12 protein-coding genes and 2 tRNA genes are annotated in these 14,468 nt (G+C 68.6%); 11 read left to right on the forward strand and 3 right to left on the reverse strand.

Going from position 1 to position 14,468, the window contains the following annotated elements:
- The first annotated feature begins 6 nt into the window (after positions 1–6).
- Positions 7–1,038: a ketol-acid reductoisomerase gene (gene ilvC / locus ABN028_RS17970; RefSeq protein WP_349326222.1), complete on the forward strand. Its 1,032-nt coding sequence runs from the start codon at positions 7–9 to the stop codon at positions 1,036–1,038.
- Positions 1,039–1,440: 402 nt separating this feature from the next.
- Positions 1,441–3,054 (forward strand): phosphoglycerate dehydrogenase, encoded by a 1,614-nt coding sequence (gene serA / locus ABN028_RS17975; protein ID WP_349326223.1) that lies wholly within the window; start codon positions 1,441–1,443, stop codon positions 3,052–3,054.
- Between the two features lie 30 nt (positions 3,055–3,084).
- Here serA and ABN028_RS17980 read toward each other — a convergent pair whose 3' ends face one another.
- The gene (locus ABN028_RS17980; RefSeq protein WP_349326224.1) at positions 3,085–3,651 is read right to left on the reverse strand and encodes an O-methyltransferase; all 567 of its coding nucleotides are present in this window, start codon (positions 3,649–3,651) and stop codon (positions 3,085–3,087) included.
- 263 nt (positions 3,652–3,914) lie between these two features.
- Between ABN028_RS17980 and ABN028_RS17985 the strand changes: the two genes are divergently transcribed.
- The 4 genes from ABN028_RS17985 (at position 3,915) to ABN028_RS18000 (ending at position 7,051) form a co-directional block, all read left to right on the forward strand.
- Positions 3,915–4,100, forward strand: a complete 186-nt coding sequence (locus ABN028_RS17985) for a hypothetical protein (RefSeq protein WP_349326225.1) — start codon at positions 3,915–3,917, stop codon at positions 4,098–4,100.
- A gap of 133 nt (positions 4,101–4,233) precedes the next feature.
- Complete coding sequence (locus ABN028_RS17990; protein WP_349697363.1) at positions 4,234–5,292, forward strand: 3-isopropylmalate dehydrogenase; 1,059 nt, start codon at positions 4,234–4,236, stop codon at positions 5,290–5,292.
- A gap of 131 nt (positions 5,293–5,423) precedes the next feature.
- Complete coding sequence (locus ABN028_RS17995; RefSeq protein ID WP_349697364.1) at positions 5,424–6,515, forward strand: branched-chain amino acid aminotransferase; 1,092 nt, start codon at positions 5,424–5,426, stop codon at positions 6,513–6,515.
- Positions 6,516–6,766: 251 nt separating this feature from the next.
- Positions 6,767–7,051 carry a DUF397 domain-containing protein gene (locus ABN028_RS18000; RefSeq protein ID WP_349326228.1) on the forward strand — a complete coding sequence of 95 codons (285 nt, stop codon included), beginning with the start codon at positions 6,767–6,769 and terminating at the stop codon, positions 7,049–7,051.
- 79 nt (positions 7,052–7,130) lie between these two features.
- Here the strand turns inward: ABN028_RS18000 and abc-f are convergent, their stop codons facing one another.
- On the reverse strand, positions 7,131–8,798 hold the full coding sequence (abc-f, locus tag ABN028_RS18005) for a ribosomal protection-like ABC-F family protein (RefSeq protein ID WP_349697365.1): 1,668 nt from the start codon (positions 8,796–8,798) through the stop codon (positions 7,131–7,133).
- Positions 8,799–9,260: 462 nt separating this feature from the next.
- On the opposite strand from abc-f, the gene cimA reads away from it, so the two are divergent.
- The 5 genes from cimA to ABN028_RS18030 all read left to right on the forward strand — a co-directional run bounded on the left by cimA (position 9,261) and on the right by ABN028_RS18030 (position 13,620).
- Complete coding sequence (gene cimA / locus ABN028_RS18010; protein ID WP_349326230.1) at positions 9,261–10,880, forward strand: citramalate synthase; 1,620 nt, start codon at positions 9,261–9,263, stop codon at positions 10,878–10,880.
- Positions 10,881–10,977: 97 nt separating this feature from the next.
- Positions 10,978–11,757 carry a fumarylacetoacetate hydrolase family protein gene (locus ABN028_RS18015; RefSeq protein WP_349697366.1) on the forward strand — a complete coding sequence of 260 codons (780 nt, stop codon included), beginning with the start codon at positions 10,978–10,980 and terminating at the stop codon, positions 11,755–11,757.
- Positions 11,750–13,252, forward strand: coding sequence for a glutamate--tRNA ligase (gene gltX / locus ABN028_RS18020; protein WP_349697367.1), 1,503 nt, complete (start codon positions 11,750–11,752; stop codon positions 13,250–13,252). Before ABN028_RS18015 ends, gltX begins: the two co-directional genes overlap by 8 nt.
- A gap of 87 nt (positions 13,253–13,339) precedes the next feature.
- Positions 13,340–13,411: transfer RNA gene (locus ABN028_RS18025), tRNA-Gln, on the forward strand.
- 136 nt (positions 13,412–13,547) lie between these two features.
- A tRNA-Glu gene (locus ABN028_RS18030) sits at positions 13,548–13,620 on the forward strand.
- A 231-nt stretch (positions 13,621–13,851) separates the two neighbouring features.
- Here ABN028_RS18030 and ABN028_RS18035 read toward each other — a convergent pair.
- A complete protein-coding gene (locus ABN028_RS18035; RefSeq protein ID WP_349697368.1) occupies positions 13,852–14,433 on the reverse strand; it encodes a hypothetical protein in 582 nt (193 codons plus the stop codon).
- Positions 14,434–14,468 lie beyond the last annotated feature (35 nt).

Below are 14,468 nucleotides of genomic sequence, written 5' to 3' on the forward strand. Positions count from 1 at the left end.
GATCTTGTGGCAGAGCTGTTCTACGACGACGATGCCGACCTGTCGGTCATCCAGGGCCGGACCGTCGCCGTCCTCGGATACGGCAGTCAGGGCCACGCCCACGCGCTGTCTCTGCGCGACTCCGGCGTCGACGTCCGCGTCGGCCTGCCGGAGGGCTCCAGGAGCCGGGCGAGGGCAGAGGCGGAGGGCCTGCGCGTCCTGACGCCGGCGGAGGCGTGTGAGGAGTCCGACCTGATCGTCGTACTCGCGCCGGACCCGGCGCAGCGCAAGCTGTACGCCGAGGCGATCGAGCCCAACCTGGTCGAGGGCGACGCGTTGTTCTTCGGGCACGGCTTCAACATCCGCTTCGGCTACATCCAGCCGCCGGCGGGTGTCGACGTGTGCATGGTCGCACCGAAGGGGCCGGGTCACCTGGTGCGGCGTGAGTACAACGAGGGCCGCGGCGTGCCGGTCCTGGTCGCGGTCGAGCAGGACGCGAGCGGGAACGCCTGGCCGCTCACGATGTCCTACGCCAAGGCGATCGGCGGTCTGCGCGCCGGCGGCATCAAGACGACGTTCACCGAGGAGACCGAGACAGACCTGTTCGGTGAGCAGACGGTCCTCTGCGGTGGTGTGTCGGCGCTCATCCAGGCCGGCTTCGAGACGCTGACCGACGCGGGCTACCAGCCCGAGGTCGCCTACTTCGAGTGTCTGCACGAGCTGAAGCTGATCGTCGACCTGATGTACGAAGGCGGGATCGCGAAGCAGCGCTGGTCGGTGTCCGACACGGCTGAGTACGGCGACTATGTCTCGGGGCCACGGATCATCGACGACTCGGTGAAGCAGCGGATGCGGGAGGTTCTGGCCGACATCAAGGACGGGTCGTTCGCGCAACGGTTCATCGACGACCAGGACGCCGGCGGACCCGAGTTCGCGAAGTTCCGCGCCCAGTCCGAGCAGCACCCGATCGAGGCCGTCGGCCGCGACCTGCGGGCCCTGATGGCCTGGGTCAAGAGCCACGACGACGACTACGTGGAAGGCACTGCCGCCCGGGGCTAGTGCGGGCGGAAGCGCGAACCGCGTTGCGCCTGGGGCGACAATGACCACGCTGCCCATGCTGCTGGTAGCCGGCGCCCGGCATTGACGCTGCCCATGCTGCTGGTAGCCGGAACAGGTGTCGGCACCTGTCCAAAGACCACAGGCATGGGCAGCGTGGTCATTTGCGGCCCTCGGAGAGCCTCATTTTCCACCTCGCCCGGGCGGGTAGCGGGGTGTTTCCGATCGGCGCCGGTGGGTAGCGTGGTCATTCCCGCCTCGCGTGGCCGCGTTTCGGCACCCCGCTGCAGGTATCAGAGTCGATGATTATGCTGGGGCGGAGCGCCGGGCCCACAGATGTGCTCGGGGACCTGTCCTTCCCCCCGTCTCGGCCCACCAGGAAGGCATTGTCGCGTGGATTCCACCGTGAGCCCCTCAGCGGATGTGACCTTGTCCAAGCCCGTCGTTCTCATCGCCGAGGAGTTGTCCTCAGCGACCCTCGAGGCGCTCGGTCCGGACTTCGACGTACGCCACTGCGACGGCGCCAACCGGTCCGAGCTGTTGGCCGCCGTCACCGACGTCGACGCTCTCCTCGTCCGGAGCGCGACCAAGGTCGATTCCGAAGTCCTCACCGCGGCCTCGCGGCTCAAGGTGGTCGCACGGGCGGGGGTGGGGCTGGACAACGTCGACGTGCGGGCCGCGACGCAGGCCGGCGTCATGGTCGTCAACGCTCCCCAGTCCAACATCGTCTCGGCCGCCGAGCACGCCATCGGCCTGCTCCTGGCGGTCGCCCGCAACATCCCCGCCGCCCACGTCTCGCTCAAGGCCGGCGAGTGGAAGCGGAGCAAGTTCACCGGTGTCGAGTTGCACGACAAGACTCTCGGCGTCCTCGGCCTCGGCCGGATCGGCGTGCTGGTCGCGCAGCGGCTGGCCGCGTTCGGCATGAAGGTCGTGGCGTACGACCCCTACGTCCAGCCCGGCCGGGCCGCGCAGATGGGCGTACGCCTGGTGCCCCTCGACGAACTGCTCGCCACCAGCGACGCGATCACCGTCCACCTGCCGAAGACGCCGGAGACGGCCGGCATCGTGGGTGAGGCGGAGCTCGCCAAAGCCAAGCCCGGCGCGATCATCGTCAACGCCGCCCGCGGGGGGATCATCGACGAGCACGCGTTGTACGTCGCCCTCAAGGAGGGACGGGTCGCCGGCGCGGGGATCGACGTCTTCGTCACCGAGCCGAGCACGGACTCGCCGTTGCTGGAGCTCGACAACGTGGTGGTGACCCCCCATCTCGGCGCGAGCACCGCGGAGGCGCAGGAGAAGGCCGGTGTCGCGGTCGCCAAGTCCGTACGCCTGGCGCTGGCCGGCGAACTCGTCCCCGACGCGGTCAACGTCCAGGGCGGCGTCATCGCCGAAGACGTCCGGCCGGGGATCCCGTTGGCGGAGAAGCTCGGTCGGATCTTCACCGCACTCGCCGGCGAGGTGGCCCTGCAGATGGACGTCGAGGTCCGCGGCGAGATCACCGACTACGACGTCAAGGTGCTCGAGCTCGCGGCCCTCAAGGGCGCATTCGCCTCGGTCGTCGAGGAACAGGTCTCCTATGTCAACGTCCCGTTGCTCGCCGCCGAACGCGGCCTCGAGGTACGCCTGCTCACCGATCCCGACAGCCCCGACTTCCGCAACCTCGTGACCCTGCGCGGGACCCTGGCCGACGGCCGCCAGGTCTCGGTCGGCGGCACCCTCGTCGGCCCTCGCCACGCCGAACGCCTGGTCGAGGTCGAGGGCTTCGACATCGAGATCGAGCTGACCGAACACATGGCAGTCCTGAAGTACGTCGACCGGCCGGGCGTCATCGGCGTCATGGGCCGGATCCTCGGCGAGGCGGGGGTCAACATCGCCGGCATGCAGGTCAGCCGGGACCGCCGAGGCGGCAAGGCCCTGGTGGCGATGACCGTCGACTCGGCGATCCCGCAGGCGGCGCTCGACGAGATCGCCCGCGAGATCAACGCCCAGGACATCCGCGCCATCGACCTCGTGGACTAGGGCCCAGAACTGGCCCGTGGCGGCCCGCGGTCAGCGGCGGGTCGCGATCAGCACGCTGGCGTCGCTGGCGACCATCACCTCGACCGTTGCGAACCTCGGATCTGTCAGCCACTGCATGCGCATGGTGTCGACCCGGCCCTGGTACATCGGCGGCCAGGTCGAACTCGGGGTGAAGTCGTCGAGCACGACGAACCCGCCTGGCTCCATGAGATCGGCAGCGGTGTCGGGTCCGGCGCGCTTGGCCTCGCGTACGTCGAGGAAGAGCAGCGCGAACGGAGCCTCGGCCGCGAGCTCCTTCCAGTCGGCCTCCAGGACGGTCACGGGCTCGTCTCCGGCGAACATCTCGCGGACCGCCTCGACGAGCGCCGGATCGTGCTCGGCGGTGAGGAGGCGCGCACCCTCGCGCATGCCGCTGCGCAGCCAGGCAGAGCCGACCCCGCAGCCGGTCCCGGACTCCGCGAGCGTGCCGGTGCGGGAGGCGGAGAGGCTCGCCAGCAGCCGGCCGGTCTCGTTGCGACAGGACGACACGAAGCCGCGACGCCGCGAGAGCTGATGGGCTCGTGCGACGACGGCCGGGATCTCAGGCGGCACGCTCATGCGCCAAGGGTGGGGTACATGAGGGCATTCCCGCCCCGGCGTCTCGACATGTGAAAACTTCCCTCGATCCGCGAGACAACTGCTAGGACGTCCAACTAATCTCGGTCGGGTCATGAGATTCGTCGTAATCCTTCGCTGCCGTGGCGGGGCCCGCTGAGGGTCGGCTCTCCGTCACGGGGTCCAGCGTTGCCGGCCCGCCCTTCACTCGAGATGGACGAGCACTCGAGACTGACGAAGACGCGTACGTGCGAAGGAGAATTCCGATGACCAAGGCGCATCGCGAGGCGCAACGGCTGGCCTACCAAGCCCTGCAGGAGGCGCTGGATCGCCGTGACAACGGCGGCAGGACCGCCGCCGCGGTTGCCGAGACCCGCACCGCACATGACAGCCGGGACGCCACCCCGCGCCCGCGGCCGGCAGTCGCCCCATCCGGAAATCCCGTCCGGTGAGATAGGCGACCTCCGCCGTCGAAGCAACTCCAACCGCCCGTCGAGGGCGCCCGTCGACACGACCACATTGCGTTCGACCACATGTCGAGACCTTAGTTTCGGGATGTGGACACTTGCGAATATGGTGATCCGTATGGCTCAGAGCATCCGGCTGGCTGTCATCCCTGGTGACTACATCGGCCCCGAGGTGACCGCCGAGGCCCTGAAGGTCCTCGAGGCGTGCGTACCGGCTTATGACATCAAGGTCGAACAGACGCAGTACGACCTGGGTGCCGAGCGCTACCTCGCGACCGGCGAGGTCCTGCCCGACAGCGTGCTGGCCGAGCTTCGTGCCCACGACGCGATCCTGCTCGGTGCGGTGGGCGGGCGACCGGGCGACCCCAAACTGCCGGCCGGGATCCTCGAGCGCGGGCTGCTGCTCCGGTTGCGGTTCGAGCTCGACCACTACGTCAACCTCCGGCCGTCGCGCAGCTTTCCGGGCGTGCCGACCCCGCTCGCGAGTGACGCGCCGATCGACTTCGTCGTCGTCCGGGAGGGCACCGAGGGGCTCTACGTCGGCAACGGCGGAGTGGTACGCAAGGGCACCGCCCAGGAGCTCGCCACCGAGGTGAGCGTCAACACGGCGTACGGCGTCGAACGCGTGGTCCGCGACGCGTTCCGGCGCGCGCAGGCTCGCCGGGGCAAGCTCACCCTGGTCCACAAGACCAACGTCCTGGTCCACGCAGGCGGCCTCTGGTCGCGGATCGTGGGGGAGGTGGCGAAGGAGTTTGGCGACGTCACCGTCGACTACCTCCACATCGACGCGGCCACGATCTTCCTCGTGACCGAGCCCGAGCGTTTCGACGTCATTGTCACCGACAACCTCTTCGGCGACATCCTCACCGATCTGGCGGGAGCCGTGACCGGCGGCATCGGCCTGGCGGCGAGCGGCAACATCAATCCCGACCGGACGGCGCCGTCGATGTTCGAGCCCGTCCACGGCTCGGCGCCCGACATCGCCGGCACGGGCAAGGCCGACCCCACGGCGGCGATCCTGTCCACCGCCCTGCTCCTCGAGCACCTCGGCGAGCCCGGGGCGGCCCGCCGGATCGAGGACGCCGTGAGCGCCGACCTCGACACCAGGGGCGGCGCCAGCCCTACCCGAACCACGGCAGAGATCGGCGATGCGATCGCCGCCCGAGTAGCCAGCTAGGCCTTTGGACGGGACCCACGTCCTTCGCAAAGGCCCGACGCCGCCCGCGTTCCGCGGGCGGCGTCCTTCGTCTCCAGTCCTCTGGTCTCCAGACTCCTTGTTCTCGTTACACGATTGGGTACGGTGCTGCCATGACCGCAAGCCTCGAGTTTCGCCGCGAGCTCACTCCTTCTCCCACTCCGGTGGAGCGTCGGGAGGATATCCTCGCGCAGCCCGGATTCGGGAGGTTCTTCACCGACCACATGGTCACGGTGACCTGGACTTCGGGGGAGGGGTGGCACGATGCCGTCCTCCGCCCGTACGGTCCGCTCTCGCTCGACCCGGCGACCGCGGTCCTCCACTACGCCCAGGAGATCTTCGAGGGTCTTAAGGCCTACCGCCACGACGACGGCTCGATCTGGACCTTCCGGCCAGAAGCCAATGCCCGGCGGTTCCAGAGTTCGGCGCACCGGATGGCGTTGCCGGAGCTCGACGCCGACGACTTCGTCGCCGCGCTCGACCTGCTCGTCCAGACCGACCACGAATGGGTCCCGACCGGCGGGGAGAAGAGCCTCTACCTCCGCCCGTTCATGTTCGCGTCCGAGGTCTTTCTCGGTGTGCGACCCGCCCATGAGGTGACGTTCGCGGTGATCGCGTCGCCCGCCGCGTCCTACTTCGCCGAAGGGGTCAAGCCGGTCTCGATCTGGCTGTCCGAGGACTACACCCGGGCCGCGGTCGGTGGCACCGGTGCGGCCAAGTGCGGCGGCAACTATGCGGCGAGTCTGCTGGCCCAGCAGGAGGCTGGCGCGAACGGGTGCGACCAGGTGGCGTTCCTGGACGCGGTCGAGCGACGCTGGGTGGAAGAGCTCGGCGGCATGAACCTCTACTTCGTCTTCGACGACGGGTCGATCGTGACGCCCGAGCTCACCGGCACCATCTTGGAGGGCATCACCCGCGAAGCGATCATGGCGCTCGGAGCCGAGCTCGGCCACAAGATCGAAGAACGCCGGATCGACGTCGACGAATGGCGTTCTGGCGTCGTCAGCGGCCGGATCGCGGAGGTGTTCGCCTGCGGTACGGCCGCCGTGGTCACCCCGGTCGGATCGTTGAAGTGGCGCGGTGGCGCGCTCGAGATCGGCGACGGCTCGGCCGGCCCGGTGACCTCGCGGATCCGGCAGCAGCTGCTCGACATCCAGTACGGAAGGGCGCAGGACGCCCACGGCTGGCTCCACCGGGTGCGCTGACCGCTCCTCCGCACGCGGACACGGCCGAACACATCGCCGATGTCACGCTGAGTACTCGATACCAACGTCTTCGCTGATCATCACGGAGCGTCTCCACGGCCTTGCCGATCGGCACGGATCGGCGAGGGATCCTGCGCAAATAGGCGTAGGAGGAGTAGCTTCTGTGCGCACAGTACGCGACCTCTGCCGGTAACGAACGCCGGTGACCAGGCCCTCGTCGGTCGCGTCTTGAAACAGGGAGTAACGGAGGTATGAGCGAAGAGAGCAGTGCAGTGGCGTCCCACCCGACCAAGGGAGAGTTCGACCTCACCAGGGTCGAGTGGCGCGCGGCAGTCCCCGGTGGGGACATCGAGGTCGGTTTCGTCGACGACCTGATCGGCATGCGCAACGCCCAAGATCCGGACGGGCCGATCCTCGTCTTCACTCCTGGCGAGTGGGAGGCGTTCCTGTCCGGTGCGAAGGACGGCGAGTTCGATCCCGAGGTCCTCGACCTCGAAGGGGCCGAGGTCGGCGCGGATCCCGGCGGCTCGGGCTGAGACCGGTCGTCAGGTGATCAGCGGCCCGCGAACGGGACATTGGGTTTCTGCAGGGAATGTCCTCTTCGCCGGCCGTTGATCACTCCCGGATCTCCACCGCCCAGGAAGACACCGCCCAGGACGACACCGCCCAGGAAGACACCGCACCACTCCGCCGCGTGAGATGCCATTGCTGGGTCGGAGCCAGACTCTGCACGAACCGCTCATCGTGGCTGACCGTCACCGTCGTACCTCCGAATGCGGCGACCGCGGCCTCCAACACGTCCAGGGACTCGAAGTCCAGGTAGTTGGTGGGCTCGTCGAGCAGCAGCACCTGCTGGCCGCCGTTGATCAGCGCGGCCAGCAACAACCTCCGCAGCTCGCCCGCGGAGAGTGTGCCGAGAGGCCGCCGGAACTGCGAAGAGTCGAAGAGGTACGAGTCCAGCAGGTGTTCGGCCTCCTCCTCGTACATCGGGACTTCCCTGCGCAGGTAGTCGAGCACCGGCATCCGCAGGGGGAGCCGGTCGTGCACCTGGGGGAGTACGCCGATGCGGGCGGTGGTGGCGATCTCCCCGCCGGCCGGTGCCAGCTCGCCTGAGAGCAGCGCGAGCAAGGTGGACTTGCCGGTGCCGTTCTCCCCGGTGACCAGAATCCGCTCACCACCTCTCACCACCGCCGAGAAGTCCTTCCACAGCAGGCCGTTGCCCCGATCGGCCGCGACGCCGTCCAGGGTGAGGACGGTGCACTCGGGCGGTGTCGTGGCGGCGAGGTCCAGCACCAGGGGCGGGCGTTCCTGCGGGTGCTCGATCCAGCGTGCGGACAGCATTTCCCTGCGCAGCCTGCGTTCCCGGGCCTTCGCCTTCTTCGCGACCTTCTTGGCGTACCGGCGCGCCTTGTCGTTGTGGGTCGTGAGTTCGGTCCGCAACGCCTGGTTCGCGGTGCGTTCGATGTCGGCGGCGAGACGCCGGCGGTGCTTCTCCTGGGCTTCGTAGTCGGCCAACAGCCGCGCCCGGCGGCGTTGCTTCTCCGCGCGGTAGGCCGAATAGCCACCTTCGTAGAACTCTGCCCGGTCGGTGAGGATGTCGAGTTCGACGATCCGGTCGACACTCGCGTCGAGGAATGCCCGGTCGTGGGTGATGACGACGACCGCCCCGCGGTAGTCCGCGAGGAACTCGCCCAGCCAGCTGACGCCGGCGAGATCGAGATGGTTGGTGGGTTCGTCGAGGAGCAGGATGCTCGGCTCCTCCAGCAGCAACCGCGCCAGCATGAGCCGTGCCTGCTGCCCTCCGCTCACGTCGACCAGGGGCGTACGCGGGTCGAGGGACGCGATGTCGAGGTGGCCGCGTACCTCCTCGGCACGCGCCTCCGCCTCCCAGCCACCCAGCAGCGCGAAGCGGTCCTGCAGTCCGGCGTACTCCGACAGTGTGCCGCCGGCCGCCGGGGCGTCCCTCGCCATGACGTCCTCGAGAGTCCGCATCCGCGCGGCGATCCGGTGCAGCTCACCGAGACCCTCGTCGAGGTACGAACCCACCGTGGCGTCGGTGTCGGCGATCTCCGCGTCGAGATAGCCCACCCGGCCGTGTGGGCCGTACGCCACCGACCCCGCGTCCGGGCGCTCCAGCCCGGCGAGCAGCCGGAGCAAGGTGGACTTACCGGCACCGTTGGGGCCGACGAGGCCGACCCGCTCGCCCGCGTTGACGGTCAGGCTGATGTCGGTGAACAGCGGCTCGTCGTCGTAGCCCTTGGCAAGACCGGACGCCTTGAGCACGGCGGCGGAGGGCGCTACAGAATGTCTGGCGGATGCAGTCATGGGGCCCCGGAACTCGATCGGACCGGTCGCGCCGGACAGGTGAGCGGCGACCGGGATGTCGGGAAAGGTGAGTTCTCCTCAGATGCCCATGTGTCAGAGCCTAACCGCCGGCGGGACGGGCTCTCCAGAGATTTGCCCAAGATCACGGCCCGCCGGGCGCGGCCTCTCGATCGGGAGGACCGCCTGCCGGGAATGGGGTGGTTGACCTGTGCCCGGGGTGATGTGCGACACTGCCGGAATGCTGAAGACCTTCACCCTGATCATTACGTAGGCGCGCCGGACCTGCTTCTCTCGTCCAGCGCGCAGACCTCTCGCTTCCGGCGGGAGGTTTTTTGTTTGTCTCAAGCCCTCCCCGGTTCAGCTCCCACGCCGAGCCCGCAGACGTCAACTCGAGCAGTCATCCCCCAGGAGCGCCTCCCGATGAGCGACTTTCACGTCTACGACACCACGCTTCGCGACGGTGCCCAGCAGGAAGGGCTGAGCCTTTCCGTCGACAACAAGCTGACGATCGCCCGGCACCTGGACGAACTCGGCGTCGGCTACATCGAAGGCGGCTGGCCGGGAGCCAACCCCAAGGACACCGAGTTCTTCGCGCGGGCGCGGTCGGAGCTGCACCTACGCCACGCCACGCTCGCCGCGTTCGGTGCCACGCGGCGGGCGGGGGTGGCGGCGGCAGACGACCCGCTCGTGGCGGCCCTGCGCGACTCCGGTGCCAGCGTCGTGACACTGGTCGCCAAGAGCCACGACCGCCATGTGGAGTTCGCCCTGCGTACCACGCTGGAGGAGAACCTCGCGATGGTGCGGGACACGATCGAACACCTCCGCTCCTGCGGGCAACGGGTCTTCCTCGACGCCGAGCACTTCTTCGACGGTTACCGCGAGAATCCGGCCTACGCCATCGAGGTCGTACGCACGGCCGCCGAAGCGGGGGCGGAGGTCCTCGCGCTCTGCGACACCAACGGCGGCATGCTTCCCGACCATGTGGGCGAGGTCGTCGACACCCTGCTGAGCACGGCCGGTCTCGCGGGGACCACCGCGCGGGTGGGAATCCACTGCCACAACGACGCCGGCTGCGCCGTAGCCAACACCCTCGCCGCCGTACGCGCCGGCGCCACCCACGTGCAGGGAACCCTCAACGGCTACGGCGAACGCACCGGCAACGCCGACCTGCTCACCGTCGTCGCCAACCTCCAGCTCAAGCTCGGACATGCGCTCGTTCCCGAACCTGCCCTTCGGGAGGCGACCAGGATCGCCCATGCCGTATCGGAGGTGACCAACGTTCCTCCGTACTCCCGTCAGCCCTACGTCGGCGCGTCGGCCTTCACCCACAAGGCGGGACTGCACGCCAGCGCGATCAAGGTCGACCCGAATCTCTACCAGCACACCGATCCCGAGCTTGTCGGCAACGACATGCGACTGCTCGTCTCCGACATGGCGGGCAGGGCGAGTATCGAGCTGAAGGGACGCGAGCTCGGATACGACCTCGCCGGTGACCGCGAGCTCGTCACGCGGATCACCGAACGGGTGAAGGAGCTGGAGTCGCGCGGATACACCTTCGAGGCCGCGGACGCGTCGTTCGAGCTCCTGCTCATCGAAGAGGTCGAAGGCGTCCGACCGACGTTCTTCGAGGTCGAGTCCTGGCGGGTGATCACGGACTCCAGGCCCGGCGAGGAAGCCGTCTCCGAGGCGACCGTCAAGCTGCGCGCCGGGGGCGAACGCACCATCGTCACCGGCGAGGGCAACGGCCCGGTCAACGCGCTCGACAGTGCGCTCCGCGGCGCGATCGGGCAGGCGTACCCCATCGTGGACAAGCTCGACCTGATCGACTACCGGGTCCGCATCCTCGAAGCGGGCCACGGGACCGACGCCGTGATCAGAGTTCTGATCGAGCTGTCCGACGGCGAGGAGTCGTGGGAGACCTGCGGCGTGGGGCACAACATCGTCGAGGCGTCGTTCGAGGCACTTGTCGACGGCGTGACGTTCGGTCTCGTCCGCGGTCAGGTCGGCCAGGGCGGCCAGGTCGGGGAGCAGGCGACCTGACCAGGGCGGCCCGGTAGGCTGCGAGCTTCCGTACGGATCCACCGGGGCCGCCGGCGCGGATCCACCGGCGACCAGGAAGCACGAAGGCAGGTTGGCCTTGCGCATCGCACGGTTCAGTGCAGGTGAGGACCCGAAGTACGCCGTGATCGAAGGGGAGGCGGGGGCCGAGATCGCCGCGGTGATCGACGGCGACCCGCTCTACCGGCCCGTCCAGCCCACCGGCGAACGGCTCCCGCTCACGGACCTACGCCTGCTGGCGCCGATCATCCCACGGAGCAAGGTGATCGGCGTCGGCCGCAACTACGCCGAACACGCTGCCGAGCTGGGCAACGAGGTTCCGGCCGAGCCGTTGATCTTCCTCAAGCCCAACACGTCGGTCATCGGGCCGCGTGACGGGATCGTCTACCCGGCAGAAACCTCGGACCTGCACTACGAAGGCGAGCTGGCGGTGGTGATCGGCCGGATCTGCCGACACGTGCCACGCGAACGCGCCGCCGAGGTCATCTTCGGCTACACCTGTGCCAACGACGTCACGGCCCGCGACCTGCAGAAGACCGACGGGCAGTGGGCGAGGGCCAAGGGATTCGACACGTTCTGCCCGATCGGCCCCTGGATCGAGACCGAGCTCGACGCCTCCGACCTGGCGTTGACGACGACCGTGGCGGGGGAGCCTCGCCAGTCCGGGCGTACCTCGCAGATGATCCACGACATCCCGTCCCTCGTCAGGTACGTCAGCTCGTTCATGACGCTGTTGCCCGGCGACCTGATCCTCACCGGGACGCCGGCCGGTGTCGGGCCGATGCGTCCCGGTGAGGAGGTGTCGGTCACCATCGAGGGCATCGGCACCCTGACCAACCCGGTGATCGCCCATGGCTGAAGGCGGTTCCGCCCGGCCCTCACCAGCCGTCCGTACCCGCTTCGCGCCCTCCCCGAGCGGCGACCTGCATGTCGGCAACATCCGAACCGCGTTGTACGCATGGGCATGGGCGCGCCACACCGGGGGCCGGTTCGTTCTGCGGATCGAGGACACCGACCGGTCACGCATCACCGACGAGGCGATCGCGTCCGCCCTCGAGGACCTGCGCTGGCTCGGCCTCGACTGGGACGAGGGTCCGGAGATCGGCGGCGACTGCGGCCCGTACCAGCAGAGCGAACGCCTTCCGCTCTACCACGAGTGGGTCCAGCGGTTCCTGTCCGAGGGCACTGCGTACCACTGCTACTGCACGCAGGAGGAGCTCGACGCCGAGCGGGAAACGCAACGCAGCAAGGGCCTGCCGCCCGGCTACAGCGGTCGCTGCCGGACGCTGACGGCTGCGCAGGTCGCGGACTTCGAAGCGGAGGCACGCAAACCCGTCGTCCGCTTCCGGATGCCGCCCGGCACCACCACCGTCCACGACACGATTCGTGGCGAGGTGGTCTTCGACCACGCCAACATCCCCGACTTCGTCATCATGCGGGCCAACGGCTACCCCCTCTACAACCTCGCCGTGTCAGTGGATGACGCGCTCATGCGGATCACCCACGTCGTCCGCGGCGACGACCTGCTGGCCTCGACGCCGCGGCAGATCGCGATGTACGAGGCGATGGGCGTTCCCGCCGAGGACGTCCCGGTCTTCACCCACTGCCCGTACGTCCTCGGGACCGACGGCAAGCCGCTGTCGAAGCGCTACGGATCGGCCTCCATCGAGTGGTACCGCGAGAACGGCTACCTTCCGGAAGCGGTGGTCAACTACCTCGCCCTGCTCGGCTGGTCACCGGGCAACGACCGCGAGGACCTCCGCCTCGACGAGCTGGTCGAGCTCTTCGACCTGTCCCGGGTGGGTGCCACGCCAGGCCGCCTCGACCCCAAGAAGCTCGACGCCATCAACGGGGACAAGATCCGCGCGCTCGGCGTTGACGAACTGGCGCATCGGATCATGCCGTTCCTGCAGGCGGCCGGGCTGGTGGCCGAGCCGGTGCATCCGGACCAGGCACGGCTCGTGGTGGCCGCCGTGCCCCTGATTCAGGAGCGGCTGACCAGGCTCACCGAATCCGTCGACCTGCTGGCCTTCCTCTTCGTCCGCGAGGGCGCCTTCACCGTCGACCCGGAGGCTGCTGCGCGCGTACTCACCACCGACGCCGGACCTGTCTTGTCCGCGGCGTACGAAGCCCTCGCGGCGCTCGCCGTATGGGACCGGGCAGCCATCGAGCAGGCGCTGCGGCAGGTCCTCGTCGAGAAGTTGGGACGCAAGCCCAAGCACGCGTTCGGGCCCGTACGCGTGGCCGTGACGGGGCGGCGGGTATCCCCGCCACTCTTCGAGTCGCTGGAGCTGCTGGGAGCTCACCGCACGCTCGGGCGGATAGAGCGGGCGCTCGAGGCGGACGTCGGCTAGCCGACCCTGATGGCCCGTGTGGGGGTACGCGACGGCTTCGCTATCATCGAGGCGGCCCGCTGCCAGATGGTGGTTCGGGCCGACCCATGGGGTATGGGGTAATTGGCAGCCCGACGGATTCTGGTTCCGTTAGTCTAGGTTCGAGTCCTAGTACCCCAGCGGGTGAGCTGGGAGTCTCCGCGTTCTCGGGAGTCTCCGGTTGGCTGGGAGGCTCTGGTTGGCTGGGAAACGCTGGTTGGCTGGGAGGCTCTGGCGGACGGACAGTCTCCGGTTGATAGAGTGCAGCTCGCTTTGCGGCCCCGTTGTGTAGCGGCCTAGCACGCCGCCCTCTCAAGGCGGTAGCGCCGGTTCGAATCCGGTCGGGGCTACAGGCTCTTGGGCGATCCGTGTGCGCTGAGCGCACCGGGTCGCCTTTCGCGTGTCACTGACGTCGTACGACAGCAGGTGTCTGCGTTTCCGGAGGTAGAGCATCCGGAATGTGACCTAGCGTGTGCAGCCTTGCGGAAGGACGCCGTGCGGATCGACTTCTGAGCCCGACCGGCACCCCGGGACACGGTGCGTCGGCGCCTGGGGACCGGCCGCAGGTGACCTACCCAGGCTCAGAGAACCTTGATCAGCCCGAGTACTGCTTCGCTGCGCCGATCGGGATGTCTGAAACGGCAGGCTGACAGCGGCGCTTTCTCCTCGCCATGGAAGGGGATCGGGATGCCCTCGAGGTGGGCGAGGTCGTAGATGGTGAGCAGGTCGATCCTCAGTGGAACGCCGTCGCGGTCGACCGGCGGACCCACGTAGAAGTCGCTCACGGCCTCCGCCATCACCGATTCCGTGGTGCCGTAGAACGTTCGGCCGTCGCACATGGCCGAGCTCAGGGAGGTTGCCGAGACCACGCAGGGAACGACGTGCAACTCGACGCCGTAACGGTCGTAGGCCTCGTGCAGCGGGCCCTTCCGCTCAGGGTCGTACCGATCCGTGCCGGTCGCCCTGATCACTTCGCCCAGCGAGTCGTGCGTGTGCGTCGGATGGTCGATCAGGCTGACGGACCGGATGGCAATCTCGCGTTCCCCGTCCTGGCCGAAGTTCTTGCAGATGACGTCATCGAGAGCTGCGCCGACGGCTTCCGCGTCGGGAGGCGCCGTGAGGTCGTACGTCGGCAGCGACATGGTGACGACGGTGACGGGCATCGGTCCTCCAGAGCCGCTCTTGACGGTGTGCCGCC

Origin of the sequence: Actinopolymorpha sp. B17G11 (genome assembly GCF_040196095.1) — a bacterium.
GTDB lineage: Bacteria > Actinomycetota > Actinomycetes > Propionibacteriales > Actinopolymorphaceae > Thermasporomyces.